Below are 23,319 nucleotides of genomic sequence, written 5' to 3'. Positions count from 1 at the left end.
ATGATTTATATGGAATGGCGTTCGATGAGTGGGTCACGGTTTCCAGGGGAAGGCGTCGAAGCCAGTTCTGACTACGGGGTTGTCGGTGGTGGTGACATCGTTGAGTGCGGTACCGACCGACCAGCCTTCTCGGTGTGGGTCGTTGAGGAGGATGTGGAGGAACTGCCCGACTCCGAGTCCGTCGATGGTGACCAGTCTCTCCAGGTCGTGCACGCTCGCAATCGTTGTTGGAATGCGTTGCGGCGCAGTGACGATCATCTGGTGGATCCACGGCATGTTCACCGCGTCGAACGGTTCCATGGTTACAACGAGCCCGACCCGCGGGCGGTCGGTGGGGATGTCGGCGAAGGCGGGGTGGCGCTGGGTGATCAGCTCGTCGGTGACGTTGATTTGGTGGTGAGCCTTTTGGAGCTTGCGTGCGAGTTCTTCGCCAGCCTCGGCGGTTCCCATCCGGACAGTTTCGGTGGGCCGCACCGACTTGGCTTCGACGAGCACAACAGCCTCGTCATCGACGAGGATCCAGTCGACGGACTTGCGGTTGTCCTTGCCGTAGGCGATCTCTGGGTGCACCTGGCAATCGTCGCGGATCGAGAGCAGCCGTCCGACATACTGCTCGAAGAGGTCACCGAGGTCTTGGGCAAAGCGATCGCCCCATTTGGCAACTCCTGCGTAGTAGATGCCGACCGGGCTCAGCTTTCGGTAGATCTCTCCGGGGACAGGAACAATCAGTGGCTGGTGCATCCCTGCGATGGCCGGTGTGCTTCGTAGTGGGTTGAAGCTGAACCGCCGCAATTCTCCGGCTGCGCGATGGTGGGGGTTTGCCTGCTTGAATCCCGCGATATCGGTGGTGAAGTTTCGCGCGAGGGCATCCCGGATGATGTTGGCGGGCACGGTGTCGGTGATTCGCTCGGAGCCGGGCTGGGACAGGATTGCGTCGAGGTCGACGCGCCCGGCACCTTTGACCGCCGCGGTGTGCAGCAAGAACCCGGTAGCCAGATACTGCTGCAGTGTGCAACCGAACAGCTCGAGGTCCCAGCCATCAGCGAGTACTTGTACAGGTTTCGTCGGTGTGGTCTGCAGGAATAGCCCGCAGCTGCGCCCCAGCTCAAAGAGCGGGAATCGTTGGTAGGCGAACTGCTGGCCTGACACTCGTAGCAAGAACGTGCCGAGAGCGCCTGGCAGATTCCTCTTCAGCTCGCTGTCGGTGAGGGCAGAGAAAGCAGCGGCGCACTGGAGAACGTCGTTGACATCGGCGGGCTGCCCGCGGTGTTCGTTACCGAAGCACAGGCTCACCCGGGTGATTTCCGCCAACGCCCAGGGAGTGAACTTCATGTAGGGGCTGTCCAACCATGAGTCCTGCTCCGAGTACTGGGCTCCGATCGCTGCTACCAGAGGCACCAATGACGATGGCGGGTGGCGCCTGACTCGCGCGACGAACTCGCTATCGCGGACCGAGCGAGCGAACAGGTGGGAGGCCATACCCATACCGGTACACCCGCAGACTCCTGTCCGCATCTCAATTCGCCAGCGGGCCTCCGAGTGCACATCTGAATCGGCTGATCTGGCGCGAATCTGCTCGGGCAGCAGAAGTTCAGGGATTGAATGACATCGGCAGCCACGAGGCGGCGTACCCGATGTCGCCGGGTAGAGGTCGCCGCTCTCACGTCTTGTTCGTCGGTATAGCAACGGCGCAGAGCGGATGGCACGCATGGTCCAGTGTTTGGGTTCCATGGCCCCATGCGAAGCGGAGCCTGCATTTTCTCGCCTTCGGGTCGATCGGTTCGCAGTCGACGCGGACTTGCGGTCGTTTCCGGAGTCGCTTGCCGGAGGGAAGGTTTCGGTCTTCTGGCTTCGCGATAATCGCGGACTCCGCGCTTCTGATCACGGCATTTCGTATCTCGTCGACGTCTTTCGTGCTTGCGACGCGATGGACAACCTTGACCGCTTTGAGTTCGAGGCCGAGTGCGACGACGCGGGTTGGGCTGATCGGCCACCATACGTACCTGCTGGTATGCATTGTCGGAGGCTCGTTTTGCGTGTCCATGGACAGCAGGATTGGCTGATCGCAGGTGATGAAGCGAGCTTGTGGATCATCCCAAAGCTCAAGTTGGCGTGTCGAGAACTCATCAGCAGCGTCATACATGACTCGGAACATTGCATCGACGTGCCCGTCCGCTGTGACGGTGTGGGATGCCTGTGAGGCCCGTCTCTCTGACCATTCGCTGATCCCTGCAATGAAGCGCCTGGCTTGGGGAGTGCGATTCCGTTGCAGGCCCATGACAACGGCCAGCGACATGAAATCGTCGAACTTGAAGTCATCGCCTGGCGACCATCGCGATAGCACCTGCAGAAGGCGTGCTGTTTCGTCATCGATGACCGCGAGCATCTTTTCGACCTGGTTGTGTTGGCCGGTGGCGGGGTCGGTCACACGATAGAAGTTCTCCTGGACGCAGGTGTCACGCAGGCCGCGAAGTTTGTCGATGCCGTTCCTGGTGTCCAACACCCGGACTCGTTTTCGGTCGGGGCTCCAAGCTCTCATGTAGGACTGCGGCACGTAATGGTGTCGACGCGACACGCAATCGCGTGTGGATGCTGCTTCCGCCACGCGCTGCATGTACGCCTCGACAGGTGGCACGACGCTCTGGCCGCCAGCGGTCAGCGGCACCTTGCCCCACGGATTCGGCACGCTGTCTGCAACGGTCCAGTTCACAGCGCAATCATCCTCGCGGCCACCGACAAACACACTGAGATTTCTGCGGTCGTGCCCAGTGTCGACATCCGGTCCGGAAACGAGCAACATGCCACAAAGGCCCTACTGCCGGGATGATGGCAGAGCTGCGGATTTGTAGACGGGAAATTACCCCGTCTACCTGGAGGTTCTTGAATGCTAACCCCTCGTCCGCGTGTCCATCGTGATGGCACGGTCGTCTGACAGGTCCCGATCCGTATCGCCCGTGATGGGCGTGTGGTGCAGAGTTCGAAATCGTTCCCGACGTTAGAGTGGACCACCCCGGCTTTGGCGGAGACCCGTCTACCGATTCCTGTGTCTCACGCTGCCGTCAACTGCCGACCGCGGCCTTCCCAGAAAACCCGCTCGAACTCCGCCGGTGGACGATAGTCACACCACGAAGGCAGCCGCTGATTGTTATACCACGAAACCCATTTCGCAGTCTCCCGGAACACCTCACTCACATCGGTCCACACGTACTTGTCGATCAACTCCTTCTTGAACAGTGAATTCACCGATTCGAGTCGCACGTCAGCCGGATCAGGCCGAACAGCGTCGGCGGCAACGGCGGTTCCGATCGCCCCGCGGGCGGTAGCCGGTGCGTGTTATCCACCCGGTGCAACACCCACGCCGGGTATCTTTGCCGGGATGGGGAGTAAGGCTGACCGGCGAATCGCCCGCGAGCGGGTGGCCGCGTATCACCAGGCGCGACTGCGTGAGCTGATCGAGCAAGTGGGACGAGCGGTGGACCGGTTGCGGGCGGGGCAGCTGGACGTGTTCGAGGTCGATGAGGTGATCCACCGGTATCACCGTGCAGCCCAACGGTTATGGGTTTTCTGCGGTCCCTCCGGCGCGCAGGTGGAATCGACTGCCGACCTCATCGAGCGCATGGGTGTCACCGGTGAGGCGATCGACTGGTGGCAGCGCGGGCGGAAACCCTCGGCTGATGGTTGCTGAGTTGACGCACATATCGACCTGATCGAGATCCGCCAGCGTATCCGCCGATGTCGAGAACCGATGGCCGCAGCAGGCGATCCTCGGCCGCCTGCACGAGCATGTCGCCGGTCTGTCCTCGCGCGAACAGAACCGGGCCCTGCACCGCGCGCTTGCCGCGCCAAGGAAAGCCGAGGTCGGACGCTCCGCCGTGCGTGCCAGCCCCGCACCGCGCCCCCTCCGTCGGCACAGGCCAGCCGGGTATCGGCCTGCAGACTGAGGGTACGTTTCGGCGATCGAGTCGGCGGCCCGACCGATGTTGGGGGCAGTCGCTTGTAGGACGCGAGCTTTCGGTGCGCCGACCGGATGCTCTGGTGGGTAGATCTCTGCTGATCCAGGCCTGACCGATTCGCACGCCCCCGGGGTAGCCGAAACGATGTAATCGGCATGACGTGATCGGCAATTTCTGGCGTGTTTGGTTGGCGCACTGTAGATTTCGGTGGCAGGCAAGGGCGGGAAGGGCCCGTCCCGAACCTCATGGGGGTTTGGTTATGTCCAGCAATTTCGACGTCCGTGGTTCCGATCTCGAGGATGAACGGATCATGGCGGAATATCGCGGTACCACCGAACACCTCAGCGACGACGGGGACCTGGCGGAGGCGGGCATGATCTCCGAGGTGGACCTACGACTGCTGGGCTACCGCAAGGAAGACTTGGAGCCGCTTTTCGGTCCCCGCACCGAGATCACAGCAAGTGGTCGCCAAGTATGGAACCTCGACCATGTCCTGGCGGTCGAAACACAACAGCTGGCACCGTTTCGCGGGCGCATCATGCGGGAGCTGCGATACTGCCTCAATATCGAGACCGCCCTCGAGACACTCGAGCACCTGTTCGACAGACTGGGACAGCCCACGATCGAACGATAGAGACATCGAGGCAGGTTAGTGGCGGAATCTGGTGTGGGCGAAAGGTACCACAGATACAGCCCGTGGATCTGAACACCATTGATTGGAATCCTTCACGATCGAGCCAGCGCGGCGAGCGTGGTGAACAGCAGGCGGTAGCCGCCGACCGTGACGAGAACCCCGCCCAGCAGCGGACCGAGGGTGTAGCCGAGTCCCTTCCATACGCCGCAGCTGCCGAACGCCCGCCCATATCCGCCAGTCGGGGTCAGCCCGCGCCACCATCGCCCGTCGGCCGGGGAGAACGCCGCCGCAGCCGCGCCCTCCCCGAATCGCGCGACACCGACGATACCGGGTTCCGGCGAGGCCGAACGCCGCCGAGGCCGCGATGAAGGCAAGCAGGCCGCGGTCACGTTCGGGTTTGCCGAGGTAACGGAATGAGGTGGAGCGGCTGGCTGCCGGTAGTTTGTTGTGGGCTTAGTCGCCCAGGACGAAGAACGATGCCTGTACCCGCAGGATGTGACCAGGTCGTCGCTGCTCGTACTGTTCGAGGATCTCGGTGTACTTCTTGCGTTTGAACAGCGACAGGATGGCAGGGTCTTCATTGAGACCACATTCGAGGGCCAGTTGCGCGCCATCGTGCAGAGCGGTGTCTCCGTCGGGGTACACCCACACGTCGAGGCGTCCACCACCGCTGTATCCCTTGTGGGCGAGAGTCCACACAGCTGGCCTGACCTCGATCTCGACCGAGCCGCTGGGATGGTATGTCTCCGAGGCGATCTCGTCGCGGATGAAAGCTGCGGCCTTCGTGCGGCTGCCGCGTCGACGCCGGATGACCGGCTGACTGCCCTCGACAGGGAGCGTCGGCTGCAACTCCGGGTCGGTGCGATCGGTCACCTGGAGCACACTATCGGCCAAGGTCGCTGGGTTCGAAGCGATCAGGGATATTCGTGCGGACGCCAGGTCATCGGTTCGTGGTGCCAGGTTGCGATGAACTGCCGGATCCACTCGATGTCGGTGCGCAGGTCGTGCCCGGTGCGCACCAGTCGCTGCGGAGAACTCGCGTGCTCTCCGCCCGCGAGCACGGCGTGTGCTGCTGTGGCGCCGCGTGATCAAGGTATGGGTGTCACTCGCTACGACCACCGTGGCGGGGCAGACGACGTCCTCGAATCCCGGGTAGCGCGAGCAGGCCGGGTGCCGGTTGGCGCATGTATCCAGGGCGATCTCGGAGACCGGCCGTGCAGCGGCTCGGCGGAGCTACAGTGATGCGAGGTGAGGGGCGAGGGACCGCTGTCGGCGGCCGGATGCTCGTATGCAGTTCGAAGCGTTGAATCGAAGAGGGGGAATCGTGAACGATCCGGTTTGGCTGAACCGCGCCCGTGCCGCGCTGAGGGCGGCAACCGAGGGATCCGACTCTGTTGGCATCGAGGTCGCGAAGCTGCTCAGCGATGAGCAAGTCGGTAGCGACGGACTCATATTGGCGGTGCTGTGGTGGGTTGACCGCCTGATTGAAGGGAGTGACCCCGCGACCGTAACAGCGCCGGCCCCTGTCCCCGACATTTGGCCAGTGGATATGGATTTGTCGCAGCGCTGGGCGCTGCAGATGGTCGCCGCCCGTATCAACGACGACCAGGATGAGGGGCAACGCCTGATGGTGGAGGCATCCCGCGACTTCGATTACCTGACCGAATGCGTTGGAACACTGGTCATACTAGCTGGCCTGAGTCTTGCCGGCCGTCTCTGACCGACTCGACGGTCTGATATCTGACGGCCATTGATTCGGCAGCAGGGGGTTAGCCACCGCCGGCTCTGACGTTGGCTGGCGCATCAGGGATTCGGCAGAATCTGGTCAACTGAACGGAGCGCACTGAGTTCGATCCGAGATGACTGCGCAACCCCGGCTTCCTCAGACATTGTGAGTCATTCCGTTTTTGGCATTGCTGACACTGAGATTTCGGGTGGGAGATCGTGTTCTCATGCCCACCCGGTGATCCAAGCGACTAATCGGGAAAGCTAAGGGCTTTTGGTATCGCTGAACAGTAGCGTCGGCTCGGCAAGGATGTCGCGTCCTGTTTCGCTCTTGTAGATCTCGTCGACGCTGCCGAAGCGGGCTGCCGAGTAGTCGAGGCTCAGGCTGGTAGCGGCGCGACGAACCGTTGCCTCGTCGGGGCCTTCGATCTCCAGGAACGTCGGCAGGCTGGGCCAGGTGTCGATGTCGAATACCGTGTCGCCTAGCTGCCATTCCTCGCGGTAGTTCTCTTGGTACCGCACCTCGCGCAAACCGAGCCGGGTCAGGATCTCGGCCATCGCCGGCAGGTCGCCGACTGTGGTTTCGATCTCGGTCGTGCCGTCGATCGTCGAAGCGTCGGTGACCTGCTTCAGTGTCAGGGTCGACCGCGTTCCTTCGTTGCGCAGACGAACCCAGGCTCCTTGCGTGAGGGCTTCGTCTTCAAATATTTTGCGGGTCAACAGTGTTCGCGGGAATGACCGGGTGGCGCCGAGGGCGATCAGCTTCGCTCGAACTTCTTCAACGTCTATGGACAGGAACTTTGCTTCGTACTCATGCTTCATCGTGGCTTGGATCCGCCTTTCGTATGGTCGTCCGGATGCCTCCTGGCGATGAGCAGGCCCATCCGGTGCGTGTGGTCGTGCAATTGCCCGACGTGGGCACGTTCGAGAAACGGGTCGGTCCGCAGGGTCAGCAGGACATCCCAGGCATCACCGAAGTAGCTGGCGAGGGTGTCCGGGGTGGTGTAGTGCTCGATCTGATGATGCCGCTTCTGCACCGGCATCATGAACTCTGCCCCGAACACCCCGCCAGGTCGAACGAGTTGTTGCATGTGGGCAATGAATTCAACCAACGGGCGCCGATGGTTCGCACTGTAATGCCATGAGCAACTTGTCCACACAGCGTCGGCCGCTAGATCAATGGGATCGCTATCCAGAAAATCCTCGGCCACAATACGGACGCGGTGCTGCAGGTCCGCGTCCTTCAGTCGCTCCACCAGGCCAGGGGCGTAGCCGAGGCCGGATACTGGCAGCAGGACATCACCGCCGTAGAGCGCCAGCGGATCTTTCTCGATGGCGATGACGGTGTATCCGGCTTCGGCGAGCGGGAGGACGAACTTGCCGTCACTGGCGCCGATCACGGCGACGGTCGCACCGGGTCGGCACCCCTCGGCGAGCGCCCGACGGAACTGCGGGAAGAAGGTCAGGGTGTGTTCCCAGAGGCTAGCGGTCAGCATGGTCCACCTCGATTGCATTCAGGGACAGGATGGTTCGGACCACGTCGTCGGGTGTCCCTGTGGTGGTGTCGATCTCATGGACCGGGAACTGGCGGTAGGCATCAGTGAGCTGGTCGGCATGCTGCTCGCCGAGGACGTCCCAGCGCGTCATCGGTTTGTCGCGCTCGGCCAGGCGCTTGAGTCGTTCGTCCGGCTCGCACACCAGTTGGTAGGTCACCGGTTGCGGCAGACCGTCCGGTAGAGCGACCTCGAGCTTCGCACCGAAGACACCGTGGGTGGTGAGGCAGCGAGCGAAGTAGCTCTCGACCACGACCGCAATCCCGGCATCGAGGTAGCGCTGGATCTGATCGGCTGCGGTGAACAGCGCGGACAGGAACAAACACATTCGAGCGTCGGCGTTCTCGTAGAGATCGAGCTCCCGCCGCAGTGGCTGGTAGAAGGGTGGGACGGTGGGCACCAGCACCGCTTGGCGGGCCTCGGCGAGCAGCGGTGCGATCGTCGACTTGCCGGTGCCGGGCAGACCTTCGATGCTTTCGAACAGCGGGCGGTCAGGCATTGCCATACACCACATCCGGAATGGCCAACGTCAGTTCGTCACTCGCTGACGGGCGGTAGATAATTTCATCGGCGTCCTTGTCGTACCAGAATGCGTGTGAATCTTTGCCCACGGCCTTGCACGACATGGTCAGCGCGCCGCGGGGGTCGGACTCGATCCGGTCGATGCCGGAGCGCGCGGTCGGTACAGCACAGACCGGTGCGCCGTCCTCGGAGAGGTCCTCATCGAGGATCACCTCGATACCTAATTCGGTGTCACGCAGCTGCTCCCGTAGTCGCTCGTAGTCGGCGGGGTCGGTCACCAGCATGTCCGGGTGGCGGGCGGCGTTGCCAACGGGACGCAGTTGGTGCAGTTTGAGCTGGGAAACGCCCAATTCGGCCAGTGTGCCGGCCAGCTCCACTACTTCGCTGATGTTGTACCGATTCACTGTGAGCGTCGCCCCGGTCGGCACACCCAGATCGCGCGCCAGGGCGATGGCTTCCAGTGCCGCTGCGTAGCTTCCGGTTTTGCGGATCAGATCGTTGGTGGCGCCAACTCCTTCGAGCGAGATACGCAGCAGATCGACGCACGGCGCGATCTCGCGCAGGCGTGGCCCGATACGGTAGCCGTTGCTACAGATCTCGACCTGCAGGCCGAGCGTGTGCTTGGCGTAGCGGACTACGCGTGGCAGATCCTTGTAGACGAACGGTTCGCCGCCGAGCAAGGTCACGGCCTCGGTGGCATAGTGCTGGCGCATGAGCCGCATCAGGTTGGATGCCTGCTCGGCGGTGTAGGCGTCGGCGTATTGCAACCGCTCGCCGTGGAAGCAGTGCTTGCAGGCGAAGTTGCAGCGATACAGCAATTGCAGGTACAGCATCTTGATCTTGCGGATGCCTGTGGTTTCCCGGATCACGGTGGTCCCCTTGGGTTTCTAGGCGAGGAAGATCATCGTGTCCGGTGGCGGTGGGACCGCGTAACCGCGTTTGGGACGCGGCGAAGGACGTCCCGGAACGTTTGGGCGACGGGTCATGGTGCGCTTGCTCGAACCGACTGCGGTTGGGTTCTATTGAGGGTGTGAATGTCCGGCTTCAGTCCGTGCTGCACCAGCGGGGGATCGTGCCCGAGTCGTTGGCTGATGTCTGCCAGGTCGACCCGAAGACGGTCAGCCGTTGGCTCGGTGGCCGGGTACCGCACCCGCGGCACCGCCGACGCGTGGCTGATCACCTGCGTGTGGAAGAGACGTTCCTGTGGCCGCCTGCTCCGGATGCGCCGCCGGTGCCGAAGAACGTCGAACTCGTCGCCACCTATCCCAACCGGGCGGAAGTACCACGGGAGACCTGGCTGTCACTGCTGCGTGAAGCCACCGAGCAAATTGATGTGCTCGTCTTCTCCGGAACGTTCTTCGCACAAACCAACCCGCACGTCGGGAAAATGCTCATCGAGCGGGCAACCCAAGGTGCGCGCGTCCGCCTCTGCTTTGGCAACCCGGACGGCCACGCCGTCGCTGCCCGTGGCGAGGAAGAAGGCATTGGTGACACTCTGGCAGCAAAGATCCGCGCCTCCCTGACCTACTACCGCGCGTTGCTATCCCATGAGCGCTGCGAGGTACGGCTCCACGACACGACCCTGTACAACTCATTGTTCCGATACGACGACGTCCTGCTGGTCAACCCACACATCTGGGGACAACCAGCCAGTGCGAATCCGGTCTTCCAACTCAAACGCGTTGGTGAGATCGGATGGTTCGACAACTACACCGAAAGCTTCGACGCCATCTGGGCTGACACACAGCCCTGGACACCCTGATTGAAAGGCCGATCATGGGCAGGATCGAGTACTACCACGACCCAAAGGCACCCAAGCCCAATTCCCTTGTGGTGGCCTGCAATCTGCTAGTCACCGACGAACATGGAGCAATCCTGCTGCAACGCCGCCGCGACACCGGGCAATGGGCGCTGCCCGGGGGTGCCATGGACTTCGGCGAAACCGCGGGCCAGTGCGCCATCCGCGAATGTCAGGAGGAAACCGGCATCACGGCGGAAATCACGGGATTCCTTGGCGTCTACAGCAATCCGAACCACATCGTCGCCTACACCGACGGCGAGATCCGCCAACAGTACGAGAACTGCTACATCGGCCGACCGGTTGGGGGAGAGCCGACGATCAACGAGGAAGCCGACGGCGTCACCTGGGTCGATCCACAGGACCTGGACCAATACGACATCCACCCGAGCATGCGCCAACAGATCGGGGACTTCCTGTCCGGGAACTACCCCTACCTCGGCTGAGCAGCCAGAGCCTGCTCGACGTGGGCGGAGGTGGCAAGAATTTCAGGCTCTGCCCGCTGGATGAACCTGCCCACCACGGTATCTGGGCCGTAGCGCGCCACGATCTCGGCGATCCGAGCGGGTGCCGTGGTCGGCGTTCCATCGGGGGTTGTGGTTATGTCGCAATAGGTCAAGGCTTCCACGAGGAGTTGATCGTCGAGGATGGGGAACTCGGCTTCCAGTTGCTCACGCAGGCCACGCTCCTCGGCCTCCAGCAGCGCGAAGGTGTGGTTGGCGACCAGTCGAACCAGCCGGTCGTCGGCCTGATGCTCGTCCCTCAGGAAACGGGCACCGTCCAATGGATGGAAGCCGCTGAGGGCCAGCCGCGGCGCGTAGCCCACATCGTGCAGGAAGGCGGCAGCAACAAGGAGGACGCTGTCTTCGCCCTCCAGGTATGCCATTTCGGTTGCGGCACGCGCAACTCCTCGGGTGTGTGCCCAGCGGCGGGGCAATACTTGCGCCAGCTCGTTCTGACCTACCTGCCACGCCCAAGACGATCCGTGATTGGCCACTGCCTCACGCTACCGAAATTCGGTGCCATCGGGAGAGTCTGAGTAACTCAGTCAGTCGGATACCAGCCACAATCGCAACGGATTCCTCCGGTGGATCACTCGCGTCGATGTGACGGAGGCTGCCGCCGAACACGGCGTGACCTGAGTCGCGTTAACCGTCGTTGCCAGGCGTCGGGGCGTGGTCGCCTCAATGATCGCTACCGCAGCCAACACTTCGGACTCATGCTAGGTCCCAACTATCCTGTACAACAGCGCCTTTCAGTCGTCTCAGGGGTCGAAATGTCCGGCCGAGGCCGGGGTTGGCCCTGCTGTCGCCATTCGTGGGCATCTCGAGAGCGGATACGTGGCTAGACGCCACCGGGATTCGCGAATAACTGCCATCACAGTTCATGACGGTTCTTGGGTGGTGATCGGACCTAGAGTTCGTTCGCCCCGGGACGTCGGGTATGGCGTGGCTGGATCTGCAGTGTGCCTAATCGCGTTGGTATGTAGCACATCTCGACCCAAACGGTCGTCGTCGTCCGTGTCATGTTGGCCGCTATGCGGGCAGGTGGCCGTAGCCGACGATGTTGATGAAATAGTTGCCCGGGACCAGTTGGTTCATCGCGTGCCACTGTCCCGCTGGGTCGCGTTGGTAGTAGCTCACCGGCGACCAACCGACGTCATAGCAGACGATGTCGGCAGTGCCGAACGGGCTCCAATAGGTGCTCGTACCCGGGCGGCCGGGTTCGAGCGGGGTCGTGAACAGGTGACTGCACGGGGTGATGCTCGGTTCGTAGATCGAGGGCGCGGCCGCGGCGATTGGTGCGAGGCCGGCCACACCGATACCGCCCGATCCCACACATACCGCGGCAGTCGACCATCGAAGGACAACTCGTCGCATATCGGTTCTCCGCAACTATTCCGATCGGTAACAGTGAGCACACGATAGCGGTTGGAAAGCGAGGGTGATGTCGCCATTAGCGTTGCGGATGGCGGTGGCAAGGCAAGCTCTCGCTGGACCTGGCCGGTAATGCGCGGTATTGGCTGCGCCGCAACCGAATCGGCGGCGGCGTCACACCTGAGCAGGCCTGTCCAACCTGAAGCCCGCTCGTCGCGGCCGTGGCCGTGGCCGTGGCCGCCAGCATCGTGGCGATGGTCGCCGATCGAAGTCCCCGCCCGCCGCCCAGAGTTCCTCGCACGCCCGAGTGCTCGCCGAGCCGGGCACCCCACGGTGAGCACGCCCTCCGTGCGGGCGGGTTCACGCGCGGTCCAGGCGGGGCCTTCGACCCCGGGCACTGCACCGTCCTGGCCGACCCCCAATCCGGTGGAGCAGCCGACAGCGGTTGCCGAAGACGCAGCTCGGGCGCAGCGTGTGCGCATCGCCCGCATCGAATCGGTGGACGTGACGCGAAAGCCCGCCTCTTCATCCGCCCAGTCTCGGGGCCGCGCAGATCCGGGGGGCCACGGAGATCTGCGGTGAACCGAGTCACCCCAGGGCCCCCGAACGAGCACCGCCTCAACTGGCGATGTTGACCGCTTTGGCGAGGCCCGTGCCGCGGTACGGCGGCATGCACGAGACCGGCTCTCTCCGGCATCTCCGGTCACCGCGAAGTAGACGCTCGGTACGTATCGGCGTTCTGCAACCTGGAGACGATCGCGTCGCTTCGGGCAGGCACGTCCCTCAAGGCTCATCTGCTGCTTTGCGCGGCGGCAATGCAGGTTCTGGCGATTACGGCTATGGCTACCAATGCACTCATCCTCGTGGTGTGACGTGCGCTTCGGCGCGCTACGTGGGGTCGCCGTAGTAGGGGCGACTGGCAGAGACCGCTATTCAAATAGTCGGTATTCCCGGTGGTCGTCGTTCCTGGTGGTCGTCCTTGGCCGTGGTTGCCGGAGGCGTTGCGGTTCCCCGATTCGAGCCGCCAACGACACGATGCAACATCCGTTTCCGTGGCACTTGCCTGAGGCAGGATGATCTTCATGGACCTCGAATGTTCGGCAGCGTCGGAAGTTGCGCGAGTCTTCGGTGTGCGTGTCGACTCGCCGATGGCGCGTGGCCGCGAGGGTTTTCAGGTGTGCGGCCGGACAACAGTTCACGAGTGAGCGAGGTGCGATCCACGCGGTCGGTCGCGATCGTCGTCATTCTTGCCGGAACTGCCCTCGCCTTCGTCGGTGTCCTTCTTCACGCTTATGAGTTGAGTGCGATCACCAGCGTTTGTTCGGTGACCTTGTCCGCGGTGGCCTTGTATCTGTCCCGACGTCCGGTCGCAGCAGCCGTGCCGCAGGTACAGCAGCGTGAGTACGCGGTGCAGAGGCTGGCTGAACTGGTTGGTGTGCAGTGGGAGGAGGAAGCGAAGGTCCGGGGGCTGGCCGATCCGGAGCCGATGCCGGTGGCGTGGACGCTGACCAGCCACGATGTCGCTGATCGTCCTCAGTATGTCTTCACCGGTGAGCCTGGTTTCGATGAGCGCAGTGATCGGATCGCCGGGTTGGCCGAACGTTTTCTGGCGCTGTCGCGACGACGGATCGTGATCCTCGGGGGGCCGGGCTCGGGCAAGACCACCTTGGCGGTGCAGCTGCTACTACGGCTGCTCGAGATCCGGACACCGGCCGACCCGGTTCCTGTGCTGCTCACCGCGAATAGCTGGGACACCGATGCTTTTCCTCGGATGCAGGACTGGCTGGCATTCCGGCTCGGCAAGGACTATTCCGCACTGCGCGCGATCGACCCGGCAATACCTCGAGCGCTCGTCGACAATCACCTGGTGCTGCCGGTGATCGACGGTCTCGACGAACTCGCCGCTGCGCAGCGGGCCGCCCTGCTCACCGCGCTCAATGAATCGCTGGGGGCCACCGATCCGCTCGTGCTGACCTGCCGCACCGACGAATTCCTCGACACGGTCGATCGAGCGGACGTACTTACCGCGGCGGCGGTGATCGAGGCTCGACCTCTCACCCCATCCACTGCTGCGAGCTATCTCGACAACTGCCTTGCTCCGCGGATCCGTGCGGAATGGGAGTGGATCCTCGCCACGCTGCGCCACGACGACCACACGCCCTTGAGCGCAGTGTGCGCGACACCGCTCGGATTGTGGTTGCTGCGCACCGTGTACCTGGAGAACAGAAGGGATCCGACCCCTCTCCTCGACCCGGTCGGCTACCCGGACGCCGCGGCCATCACGGCGCATCTGTTCGAGGAGCTCATTCCCGCCACCATCACCAAACGCCACCCGCTCCGTGACGGTACCGACCACCTGCGCCCATGCCGTGCATGGGAGCCTGCGGCGACCCGCCAGTGGTTGATGTATTTGGCGGTGTGCCTGCACAACGAACGGGACGTGCGCTGGTGGCACCTGGCTGCGGCACTTCCCACCGGGGCCATGGCCGCACTGCTGATCCCCGCAGGCGGGTTGACGGGCGGCCTGATTCTGGGTGCGGGCCGCATCGATCGAACCGGGCTGGTGGGTGGGTTGGTGTTCGGGTTACTGCTCGGGCTGGTCGTCGAGCGAAAGATACGCAGAGCACCAGAGCCCGGATATGCGAATGTGCGGCTGCGTGGGCGCGGACAGGTCCTGGCCTCCAACCTCGCCGACGGCGTGATGTTCGGATCGGTCTTCGGACTGGCCTGCGGGCTGGGAGCCGTCCTACTGACTCAACTGATCGGTGAACGGATGACCGAACCTGCGGGGCAAGTCGTGGCCGGGCTGACGATGGTGGGCAGCGGATGGCTGCTGTTCGCCCTGACCAGAAGAATCAAGGCCCCGGGAAACAACCTCCGATCCTCGACCGGCCGCCGTAGTCGTGGTCCCGCCATCGCGGGCGTACTGCTGTATGGACTGATCGTCGGCCTGGCCGCTGGGCTGATGGCCATGCTGCCTTCCTATTGGGCCGTAATCGCGCTCTGGTCGGGCGAAGGCGCGTCACTACAGCTCATACGGGCAATCGGCTGGGCACTCGGGTTGATCGTCGTCCTGCTCGGCGGTCTGCCTTTTGGATACGCGACATGGATGAGATCGCCCGACAGCAGCATCGATCGATCCTCACCGGACCGAGGTTCGAGCAAACTGCCCATCCTCGCTGTGCTCCTACTCGGTCTGGCGGTCGGAATTGTCTCCGGAATGGCACTCGGCCCACCCAGCACCTACCTTGCTCCCTGGCTCGACCACTTCTCTCCCTCGGGCGACCAACTCGCTCCCTGGTACCAACACCTCGACGCCAACATCGTCGGTTTCATGACTGAACTGACGGCAGGACTGGGACACGGGGTAATGTTCGGGCTTCTCGTCGGGGTCGCTGGTGGGCTGGTGAACTGGATCCGGTCGCCCGGAAACGCCGATCTATGGCATACCCCGAGCTCTGCCTACCCGAGGCTCACGCAACCTCACCATTCTGATCGTGTGCTTTGCCGTATTGGCGTCTGTCTTCGTCGTCGGCCTACTAGCCGTCATGATTTCGGTGCTTGGGGGCTATGACGTCGCCCAAGTGCTGGATGTGCTGATCGACGCACTCGTGGTCGGCCTCGTGGTCGGCTTGGTGTTCGTATTCATGCAGGAGCCTGCCTGGTTCGGTTTCGTCGTGACCACGCGCTGGTTGGCGCTCAAGGGCCGGTTGCCGTGGAGAACACACAGGTTTCTCGACGACGCGCACCGGCTCGGCCTGCTACGCACCGCTGGAGCGGTCTACCAATTCCGCCACGCCGAACTACAAGACCACCTCGCACACACGGAGCAGAACTAGTAGTCGCCGAAATCGGGCGGATATGACGTAATACATCACGGGATCCCAGTAGTAATCGTTCGAAAACAACGGATATGGCCGTCGCCGCTGGTAGGGGCTGAATTTAGTCATCGTGGCTGCAGCGCGTCGACTCGTAGTCCGTCGGTGGGGTTGAGCACCCAGTGGCCGAGGGCTGTTCGCACCGAGCGGGTCCGGGCTTCCGTTCCCCGCTCTCCCCACGGTGACAAGTCAACGGGTGTCTTCCGAGCGATCGGGTCGTCGGCACTCGCACACCTGCGGTGCCAGACGCGTTACCTCATGCCGCGCGGTACGTGTCCGACGTACCGTGGGCCAGTCATCCGGGCCGTCTCAATCGGTCGGTGTGTCCAGGTCCGGTCGCGTCTTCTCGTTCGGCAGTCCGCTGGCACGAATGACACGGACGGCTTCGGCGACAGCTTGTCTACTACTGGGCGCACGCACGCGGAGCTCGTAAGTGGGCTCCCCATGCAAGCCGGTGCTCCCGGCAGTGAAGGCTGAGGCCAACACGCGCGCAGGCTCATTCGCGCTCATCGGTAGGTTTTGGTTGGATGCCGCCCGCATGGCTCAACGCTCTTACTGCGACACCACCGCGGGCGGATGCCAGCCTCGATGGCGCGCCGACGTAGCCAGTAGCTCACGGCGGCTCGCCGCAGTTGCATCCGCAGATCGTCCGGATTCACACCTTCGTCGATAAGAGCCTGCCGCTCCTCGTAGTCCATGTCGAATTTCGACGAATCTGGCCGTCATCGGTTCCTGCGGGCAACCGATTGTCCGCGCATGTCCTCAACGAGTTCGAGTTGTACGTGCCTACCGGAATCGCGACTCTCTCGAGAGGCCTCACGGCAGAGCGGGTTTTCGGTCGAATCCTGTCCTGGACCAAGGAACCCCATCCTTGCTCAAGACACGCCGCTCGTACCACGAGTCACACCAACATTACACGGCCAGGTGAAAAAATCTCATTGTTGTCGATTCGAGTAGTCGAGTACTCGTGCGCGAGATTGTAGGGCGTGATTCGATCGCATTGCCAAGCTTCGCCGGGAGCGGGTTCTGCCAAGTCTCCCAGCATCAGGGAGGAGATAGGGGAATGGTTCAGCGATATCACGTGGGGCCCGATGACCACAATCTGGAGAATATCGCCAAGATCAAGTACGGGGACGCGAAACTGTGGCGTGTCATCGCCGTCGCCAACCACGTGTGCGATCAGACGAAGATATTCGAGAAAGAGTGGTTACTCATCCCCGATATTCTTGACCGGCACATCGTGCAATCTGGCGACACCTTCTCCGCGTTAGCACTGAAATGGTACGGAAACGCGGATCTAGCGCGATACATCGCTATAGCGAACAACCGAGAGAATCCGCACAATATCGGGGAGCCAGGTTGGGTGGTGGTTATCCCGGAACTCACAGAACCGCAGCCGCCGCCTGGGCCGCACGGACGACCGCTGAAGTATTTTTCGGGAACGCTTCCCTATGCGAGTGAAATATTTGGCGTCTACAAGCCGCTTGCCGGCTGGCTCGCGAAAACGAACCTCGCCCGTTTGGCACCTGAGTTCGTTGCTGACATACAACCTGTGAGCGAGAAGGCTGTCGGCGAGTCTGCACGTGTTCCGACGTCTGAAGTGGCGGTTCTATCGCCTGTCGGTCTGATTAACCTGTTCCGGCAGTACTTCTTTGAGTTCGACTCATTTCTGGGAGCACCTGCCGGTCATATTTGGATCAGCCCTGGTGGGACTGTCGAAGTCGTTGAGTCAAGCACCCGCAAGACCCTCGTCGAAAAGACGGTGGAGGCATTCGAGGAGACCACGCGAACATCTGAGGAGTCGCTGACAACACAGGACGACCTCGCCGACGCAGTTAAGGAAGAGAACAGCAACGACACCACACTCGGCGCCAGTGCCTCCGGCGGCGTTGAATTTGTCGGTATCGGCCACGCCGACGCGAGCGCCAGTTTCAGCAACGAAACCACACGGAAGTCTAGCTCCGAGGTGACCCATAAACACACGCGCAACCAAAGCGCCAAGGTCACCAGCCAGATCCGGCGCAACTTCAAGACTACGTTCCGGACCGTCACCGAGACGACCGACACCACCAGCCGCCGTTACGTCGTCCAGAACACTACAAACCGGCTCGTCAACTACGAGCTGCGCCGTAAAATGCGCAAGGTCGGCGTGCAGGTTCAGCACCTGCGCACCGTATTGTCCTATCAGGCGTTCGTACCCGCGCCAGGTAAACCACTCGGGCTTGGACAGCTTATCCATGTTGTACCTGCGCCTGACCTGTCCGCGCTCAAGAAGCCTGACCAACCCGCTCACATCGACTATCCAAACGAGCGGCAAATTTCATTTCAGGCGAACGGCGTGTGGAATTTCGGGGACGCCGAGCAGCAAGGATTTGTCGTAATCGGTCTGGCAGACCCGCCGCCAGCCCCGGAAGGATTCACACCGAAACGTGACAACATCCCCCTTATACAAGTCTCCGCCACCGGTGAGGATTTCACCGGCAGATGGGCATTCGAAGGGCGGTTCACCTCCAACGGTCAGATTCAGGTAGGCGTGCTTGCGCCGGGCGGCATCACGTGGGACAAGCGTGTGGATTTCGTGGTCAGTGGCGTGGTCTTCTACACCGCAACCGAAGAGAAGAAGAAAGAGATTGACAAGATCAATGCCGACAACAAGGCTGCCCTCGAAGCCTACAACGCGGAGGTGGCCGAACTGCAGCGCAGGGCATTTGCGCAAGCGGTGCACGACCGAGCCAAGCTTGTACGCGGTATTCCGCAGCGGCCCGCAGCCGATCTACGGGCCGAGGAACGACATATTATTTATGGTGCAGTCATCAAGAAGCTCCAAGGGAAGTACCCAGACCCTCAGCTGAATGCAGAATTCGTGCGACAAATCTTCGACGTCGATGAGATGCTCTACTTCGTTGCACCGGATTACTGGCGCCCTGGAAAACTTCCACAGATTGGCCCTACTGCCAGCGACTATAAGGGGCGCTATCCAGTGACCAGGCCCACAGCGGCTGAGTTCGGCGAGGACAGTCTTGCTGATGCTGCGGTCACGAGCAGCTATTCACATCCCTCGTCGAACAAGTCTCTTGAGCTCAAGCCGGGTTCGGACGCGGACCCAGCATTCGAAGTGAAGGACGAGTGGCGGATCAACTACCCCATCGCCGAGGACGGCCAACCCGCCCCGCTCGGCAGCTCTCTGGGCTGGCTAATCCAGATTGACGGCGATGCGCGACGCAACCAGTTTCTGAATTCCGCGTGGGTAAAGGCGGTCCTGCCGATTCGTCCAGGCCAAGAGGTTGCGGCCTTGGAATGGCTGAAGCAAGCCGGCAACGAAGGCGACGTCGGGCTTGACCACGACTATCCATTCCAACTAGGCGATCCCCCTGAGTGGGCTAAACCCAATCCCGCCACCAACAAGCCCTGGACGTATCGCGAGGTGTTGGACGAGCTTGCAAAGAAGCTCCAAAAAGACAACACCAATATCAAGAACACCCTCGCTGCGGAGACTGTGTTCGAAAATGGCTTCGACCCGCTTGATGGTGGCTTCCGCCCCCCAGACGCTTATGAAGTCTTCGACCAATGGATCGAAGTGCTGCCAACCGACCAGATCGCGGCCGTCGAAGTCAACTATAACCCAATAACCGGACAGCAGGACAGCGCTCGCCAGGGACGTGAGGGAACGGATGCAGACGTCTCCGCGCTGGGGAACATCGTTCCGCACGGAGACGGCCAGGAAGCGCCGATTGGCTGAGTGACTGGGGGCACCGGTGCATGCCAGGTCGGCTGAGTAATACGGGCAGCCGGTGCTCCCGGCTACCACTTGAATCGAGGTCACGTCGAACCGGGTTCCGACCGATCACCCGAACAACGTGACACCCACAGTTGCAGGACCGAAAGGCCGAAGACGGTATGGATCCACTCCGTCAAGAACTCGATCGCTCACCTCGCGCGCTCGACGAAGACGCCTTCTTTACTGAGGACAGATCGACGACCACAACCGCACGTGTCGCGTTCCAATTCGATCTCGACGCGAAAGGCACACGCGGGGCAAGTCGCAGCGTCGCGTTCTCCGGATTTCTCAACAAGCACAATATTTTCACGATGACCAGGGTCAATCCGCTTCCACATGCGCGGCGAACGGACGCTGGGGCGATCGACAAAAGTATCGCGAAATGGCAGCACGAAGCAACCTATAAATGCTTCCTATCGAAGGCTGCACGGGGAATAAATCCGAACGGACCTAATCAGCAGGCCCTGCGGATCGTTGTGTTGTTCGGTGTCGGAAGCGAATTATTTCGTCACGGAATATGTGGGGCGGTAGAAGATTCTAGTCGACCGACCCTGCTCATCGATGTGCGCGGAATCGAACCCCAACATATTATCAAGTTCCATAATCCGGACAGCCCAAAAGATAGTAAAGAGTTGGCAGCAAACAATCGTTGGGGGGTGGGTATCACTGAAACATCCATCCAGATGATCGTAGCCTCGCTTTACGGCCGCCTGATTAGGTACGAGATATCGATATGCGCAGCTTTCAGTACCGGATATCTCGGACTTCAAGACTCGATTTCGAAACGCCTGTTTCCATTGGATAACCTTGAGCGCGTAGTGCTATTTGATTGTCTCTACGGTTCTCTGAAGGGGGCGCTAGAGCGCGTACAGGCGATCAAAGGAAGCGCGCAGATAGTCGCATATATCGTTACTCCCGGCGGCAACAGCTTCCCAAAGGGAGAGGAACGGTTCGAGACGTTAACCCTAGGGAAGAATCCGCGGTGGCACTACATTAATCTCTATATTGGTACCCCTATGGGAATTCAATACCACGCGATCGCCTCGGCGAGATTGATCGCGGAGGCCGTCTCCACGTCCCCGCCGATTCTTGACTCGCTCCCGGCTGACTACCTCAAGGCGTTCGCCGATCTGTCTGCGAGATTGCCTGCACGTGGCCAAGTTGTGAGCAGTGAATCAATATTTCTGAAGGTGAAGGGCGCACTCCCGTCGAGCGCTCAATCGCTTGAGAAATTCTCGTCGGTTGCAGGAAATAAGACGGCAACTGGCAATTTCTACAAACAGGTTTCCGTTACGCGAAAGTGTATTACCCGTGCTCAATTGCTCGGCTGGAACGCGCTTCCTCTTGGCGAAGAATGGCATGATATGTTGCTGATCGAGTTCGCGTGGGAGTACCTGATCTAGCGCGGCGCTGCTGACCCATTACGTCGAACCAACAACAACGACGTTTCCCCACCTGGGGCGCGCGATGTTGGTGTGCCCCGTGGTACAAGCTGTTGAGTATCTCTTGGACCGAGCTAGCGAATGGCGGTCATTCGAGCGCCTTCCCCCGTGGAACCGAACACGTCGTCGCCGCATCACGCGCAATAGCGTACTGAACAGGTATCGGCCAGAGCGTCGACACATGCTTCGTCTGTGGTAGCGGTTCCTACCTGCATCAAAATTCGGTCGCAGCGAAGATCCCGCTCATCGGCGTCAGGATCGATATTCGCGACGACAGACGGGTGCCAATCGCGCGCATTCGTGAGTGTTTCGTGTGTGTCGAAAATGAGTGTTGTCAGTGCCCTGGGTACTTCGAAACTGTATGTACCGTCTTCGCCTGTATACGTGCGTTCGACCTCGCGGCCATCTTGGAGGGCGCGAACTTTTATCATGAAAATGGGAGTGCGATCAGCATCGCTCACCTTGCCGTGTATGGTCACTGTGTCGCTCACGTGCGCCTCCGTTCTTACTCGACCGCCGTGATTCGGGGCTGCTGTTCGAGATACTCGACGAGGCCTGATGGCGCGTATGTTCGCACCTGCTTGTGTCGCTCAACCGCGCTGGAAGCGACGGCCTCGTGAGCCTCATCGGTGACGCCGAGCCTTCGAACGAACGGCGGGATCGCTAGATAGAGGCCCTTGCGTGACTCGTGCAGCTGCCCCAATGGGTCTGGGTGGACATAAGTGCGCTCGCGCAGAGTTTCGTCTTCCTCGGATGGCGCGGCGGCACCGTCGGGTCGATGGTCGAATGCGTCGTCCAGGAAGGCCAAACCGCTGCCAGCGGCCCGATCGACCATCCACAGCAGCGATATATCGCTTAATTCACGCTGCGGGTAGCCGCCACCGACGTCGGAATGGACCCCGGTGAACCACACCTGCTCGAGTTGTTGGCCGTCCGCGTTTGGGCTGTCTGTGCTTCGTTTCCAGAGCGCGGGCTGGAACGGGCCTCGTTTTTCATCGATCGCGAGCGCCTGGAAGGCGGCGTCGACGGTGCTGCTCAAGTCCGTGTCGTGAAACTGCCATCGACGGTTGAGCAGATTGACCAAGCGCATCCCATCGAGCGGAATACCAAGAGCGCCCACTGTGTCGAAGACACCGATGAACCGGATGCGTGTCTCATGGGAGTACGAGTGCCTGAAGAGCGTCGCCTCGACACTGCGCGGGCGTGTGGTACTGCTTCGATTGCGGTAGAGCGCATACGCCTCGTCGACACGGTCGGCGAACTCTTTCCGCAGGATGCCGCAATTGCGTACGAAGCCGGCGGTACTGCGCGCAGTGAATGCGCCGCGGCTGAAACCGAAGAAGAAAAGCTCGTCACCAGGTTCGAAGTTCTGAACGAGGAACCGATAGACGTCGCGGACGTCGCGCGAGAGCCCGAAGCCGAACGCACCGCCGCGGATACGCTCCCAGCGGTTGGTGCCGACCCCGAGGTGGTAGAAGGCTCGCTGTTCTAGGCTGTTGTGGTCCTCAGGCGCAATCGCTAACGCGATTTTGGTGACGTTCGTCGGCGACAGCTGATCCGGAGTGTTCCAGGTGCCATCGCAACACAACACCAAACGCTTCGACATATCCCCTCCTTCGACAGCTTCTATGCGTCACCCGGTTCGGTGGATGTCTCACGCCGAGCCCGGATCTGACCCTTTTCCGGAAGTTCGTCGAGCATGCGTCGCGGACAGACCTACCCAGTATCCACACTCGAATGGCGTCATACCGGGTAATTCAGTGAATTACGTATGCGACAGAGAATGGGGTCGAGTGCGTGATGGTTCGACGAAAACGGGGCGAAAGCCCGAAAAGCCGCCGAATCCGAAGTGCTTACATTCGGAACGGGGCCCAGAACGGGGTCCGTAGTCGATCGGTGAGCGTACTTCCGTGCACAAGAATCGAAAGGCGTTTCATGGATGGGTCTCTCGTCCCGATGCTAGGATCGCTACGCGTTGCCGAGGAGCTTATGTAAGTGTGAGTCCTCGGTGAAGAACTCACCTGCAATCCCCACGTTTCTTGCATACTCGCCAATATAACCGAACGTGTTCAAGCGCATGAGCGCGAGCAACCGGGCACCGCTGTCCTGGCCACACCCGGGCTACATGCTCAGCCTGGACTTCACCATGACGGCCGGGA

22 protein-coding genes are annotated in these 23,319 nt (G+C 61.5%); 9 read left to right on the top strand and 13 right to left on the bottom strand.

Going from position 1 to position 23,319, the window contains the following annotated elements; translation table 11 throughout:
- Nucleotides 1–33 precede the first annotated feature (33 nt).
- The 3 genes from ACQPZ2_RS30730 to ACQPZ2_RS30720 form a co-directional block, all read right to left on the bottom strand.
- Nucleotides 34–1,710 (bottom strand): hypothetical protein, encoded by a 1,677-nt coding sequence (locus ACQPZ2_RS30730; RefSeq protein WP_433521653.1) that lies wholly within the window; start codon nucleotides 1,708–1,710, stop codon nucleotides 34–36.
- Nucleotides 1,661–2,800, bottom strand: a complete 1,140-nt coding sequence (locus ACQPZ2_RS30725) for a DUF4238 domain-containing protein (RefSeq protein ID WP_433521652.1) — start codon at nucleotides 2,798–2,800, stop codon at nucleotides 1,661–1,663. Before ACQPZ2_RS30725 ends, ACQPZ2_RS30730 begins: the two co-directional genes overlap by 50 nt.
- A gap of 248 nt (nucleotides 2,801–3,048) precedes the next feature.
- On the bottom strand, nucleotides 3,049–3,243 hold the full coding sequence (locus tag ACQPZ2_RS30720; protein WP_433521651.1) for an integrase core domain-containing protein: 195 nt from the start codon (nucleotides 3,241–3,243) through the stop codon (nucleotides 3,049–3,051).
- 133 nt (nucleotides 3,244–3,376) lie between these two features.
- On the opposite strand from ACQPZ2_RS30720, the gene ACQPZ2_RS30715 reads away from it, so the two are divergent.
- The gene (locus tag ACQPZ2_RS30715; protein WP_433521650.1) at nucleotides 3,377–3,685 is read left to right on the top strand and encodes a hypothetical protein; all 309 of its coding nucleotides are present in this window, start codon (nucleotides 3,377–3,379) and stop codon (nucleotides 3,683–3,685) included.
- Nucleotides 3,686–4,212: 527 nt separating this feature from the next.
- Nucleotides 4,213–4,587, top strand: a complete 375-nt coding sequence (locus ACQPZ2_RS30710) for a hypothetical protein (protein WP_433521649.1) — start codon at nucleotides 4,213–4,215, stop codon at nucleotides 4,585–4,587.
- Between the two features lie 92 nt (nucleotides 4,588–4,679).
- On the opposite strand, the gene ACQPZ2_RS30705 is transcribed toward ACQPZ2_RS30710, so the two are convergent.
- Together ACQPZ2_RS30705 and ACQPZ2_RS30700 are read right to left on the bottom strand one after the other, a co-directional pair.
- Nucleotides 4,680–4,961 carry a hypothetical protein gene (locus tag ACQPZ2_RS30705; RefSeq protein ID WP_433521648.1) on the bottom strand — a complete coding sequence of 94 codons (282 nt, stop codon included), beginning with the start codon at nucleotides 4,959–4,961 and terminating at the stop codon, nucleotides 4,680–4,682.
- A 79-nt stretch (nucleotides 4,962–5,040) separates the two neighbouring features.
- On the bottom strand, nucleotides 5,041–5,460 hold the full coding sequence (locus ACQPZ2_RS30700) for a hypothetical protein (RefSeq protein WP_433521647.1): 420 nt from the start codon (nucleotides 5,458–5,460) through the stop codon (nucleotides 5,041–5,043).
- Between the two features lie 451 nt (nucleotides 5,461–5,911).
- On the opposite strand from ACQPZ2_RS30700, the gene ACQPZ2_RS30695 reads away from it, so the two are divergent.
- Nucleotides 5,912–6,307: a hypothetical protein gene (locus ACQPZ2_RS30695; RefSeq protein ID WP_433521646.1), complete on the top strand. Its 396-nt coding sequence runs from the start codon at nucleotides 5,912–5,914 to the stop codon at nucleotides 6,305–6,307.
- 269 nt (nucleotides 6,308–6,576) lie between these two features.
- Here ACQPZ2_RS30695 and ACQPZ2_RS30690 read toward each other — a convergent pair whose 3' ends face one another.
- The 4 genes from ACQPZ2_RS30690 to ACQPZ2_RS30675 are packed head-to-tail and all read right to left on the bottom strand — an operon-like array spanning nucleotide 6,577 to nucleotide 9,256.
- A complete protein-coding gene (locus ACQPZ2_RS30690) occupies nucleotides 6,577–7,134 on the bottom strand; it encodes a class IV adenylate cyclase (RefSeq protein WP_433521645.1) in 558 nt (185 codons plus the stop codon).
- Nucleotides 7,131–7,808: a class I SAM-dependent methyltransferase gene (locus tag ACQPZ2_RS30685; protein WP_433521644.1), complete on the bottom strand. Its 678-nt coding sequence runs from the start codon at nucleotides 7,806–7,808 to the stop codon at nucleotides 7,131–7,133. The genes ACQPZ2_RS30690 and ACQPZ2_RS30685 overlap by 4 nt, the downstream gene beginning before the upstream one ends.
- Entirely contained in the window at nucleotides 7,795–8,370 is a 576-nt protein-coding gene (locus ACQPZ2_RS30680; RefSeq protein WP_433521643.1) for a hypothetical protein, read from the bottom strand. Before ACQPZ2_RS30680 ends, ACQPZ2_RS30685 begins: the two co-directional genes overlap by 14 nt.
- Nucleotides 8,357–9,256 (bottom strand): radical SAM protein, encoded by a 900-nt coding sequence (locus ACQPZ2_RS30675; protein ID WP_433521642.1) that lies wholly within the window; start codon nucleotides 9,254–9,256, stop codon nucleotides 8,357–8,359. Before ACQPZ2_RS30675 ends, ACQPZ2_RS30680 begins: the two co-directional genes overlap by 14 nt.
- Before the next feature lie 161 nt (nucleotides 9,257–9,417).
- On the opposite strand from ACQPZ2_RS30675, the gene ACQPZ2_RS30670 reads away from it, so the two are divergent.
- Entirely contained in the window at nucleotides 9,418–10,149 is a 732-nt protein-coding gene (locus ACQPZ2_RS30670) for a DUF5919 domain-containing protein (RefSeq protein WP_433521641.1), read from the top strand.
- A 14-nt stretch (nucleotides 10,150–10,163) separates the two neighbouring features.
- On the top strand, nucleotides 10,164–10,631 hold the full coding sequence (locus tag ACQPZ2_RS30665) for an NUDIX hydrolase (RefSeq protein ID WP_433521640.1): 468 nt from the start codon (nucleotides 10,164–10,166) through the stop codon (nucleotides 10,629–10,631).
- On the opposite strand, the gene ACQPZ2_RS30660 is transcribed toward ACQPZ2_RS30665, so the two are convergent.
- Nucleotides 10,619–11,182, bottom strand: coding sequence for an HD domain-containing protein (locus ACQPZ2_RS30660; RefSeq protein ID WP_433521639.1), 564 nt, complete (start codon nucleotides 11,180–11,182; stop codon nucleotides 10,619–10,621). The genes ACQPZ2_RS30665 and ACQPZ2_RS30660 overlap by 13 nt on opposite strands.
- Before the next feature lie 538 nt (nucleotides 11,183–11,720).
- The gene (locus tag ACQPZ2_RS30655; RefSeq protein ID WP_433521638.1) at nucleotides 11,721–12,065 is read right to left on the bottom strand and encodes a hypothetical protein; all 345 of its coding nucleotides are present in this window, start codon (nucleotides 12,063–12,065) and stop codon (nucleotides 11,721–11,723) included.
- Nucleotides 12,066–13,263: 1,198 nt separating this feature from the next.
- Between ACQPZ2_RS30655 and ACQPZ2_RS30650 the strand changes: the two genes are divergently transcribed.
- The 4 genes from ACQPZ2_RS30650 (at nucleotide 13,264) to ACQPZ2_RS30635 (ending at nucleotide 21,121) form a co-directional block, all read left to right on the top strand.
- Nucleotides 13,264–15,636, top strand: coding sequence for an NACHT domain-containing protein (locus ACQPZ2_RS30650; RefSeq protein WP_433521637.1), 2,373 nt, complete (start codon nucleotides 13,264–13,266; stop codon nucleotides 15,634–15,636).
- Complete coding sequence (locus ACQPZ2_RS30645) at nucleotides 15,611–15,901, top strand: hypothetical protein (protein ID WP_433521636.1); 291 nt, start codon at nucleotides 15,611–15,613, stop codon at nucleotides 15,899–15,901. The genes ACQPZ2_RS30650 and ACQPZ2_RS30645 overlap by 26 nt, the downstream gene beginning before the upstream one ends.
- A gap of 1,102 nt (nucleotides 15,902–17,003) precedes the next feature.
- Nucleotides 17,004–19,679: a LysM peptidoglycan-binding domain-containing protein gene (locus ACQPZ2_RS30640; RefSeq protein WP_433521635.1), complete on the top strand. Its 2,676-nt coding sequence runs from the start codon at nucleotides 17,004–17,006 to the stop codon at nucleotides 19,677–19,679.
- A 158-nt stretch (nucleotides 19,680–19,837) separates the two neighbouring features.
- Nucleotides 19,838–21,121, top strand: a complete 1,284-nt coding sequence (locus ACQPZ2_RS30635; RefSeq protein ID WP_433521634.1) for a hypothetical protein — start codon at nucleotides 19,838–19,840, stop codon at nucleotides 21,119–21,121.
- Between the two features lie 173 nt (nucleotides 21,122–21,294).
- Here the strand turns inward: ACQPZ2_RS30635 and ACQPZ2_RS30630 are convergent, their stop codons facing one another.
- Nucleotides 21,295–21,651, bottom strand: coding sequence for a hypothetical protein (locus ACQPZ2_RS30630; protein ID WP_433521633.1), 357 nt, complete (start codon nucleotides 21,649–21,651; stop codon nucleotides 21,295–21,297).
- A 14-nt stretch (nucleotides 21,652–21,665) separates the two neighbouring features.
- Entirely contained in the window at nucleotides 21,666–22,766 is a 1,101-nt protein-coding gene (locus ACQPZ2_RS30625; RefSeq protein WP_433521632.1) for a DUF2235 domain-containing protein, read from the bottom strand.
- Between the last annotated feature and the right edge of the window lie 553 nt (nucleotides 22,767–23,319).

The organism is Nocardia pseudovaccinii, assembly GCF_050942345.1.
GTDB classification, from domain to species: Bacteria; Actinomycetota; Actinomycetes; order Mycobacteriales; family Mycobacteriaceae; genus Nocardia; species Nocardia pseudovaccinii.
This window is presented reverse-complemented; position numbering and strand designations above follow the sequence as displayed.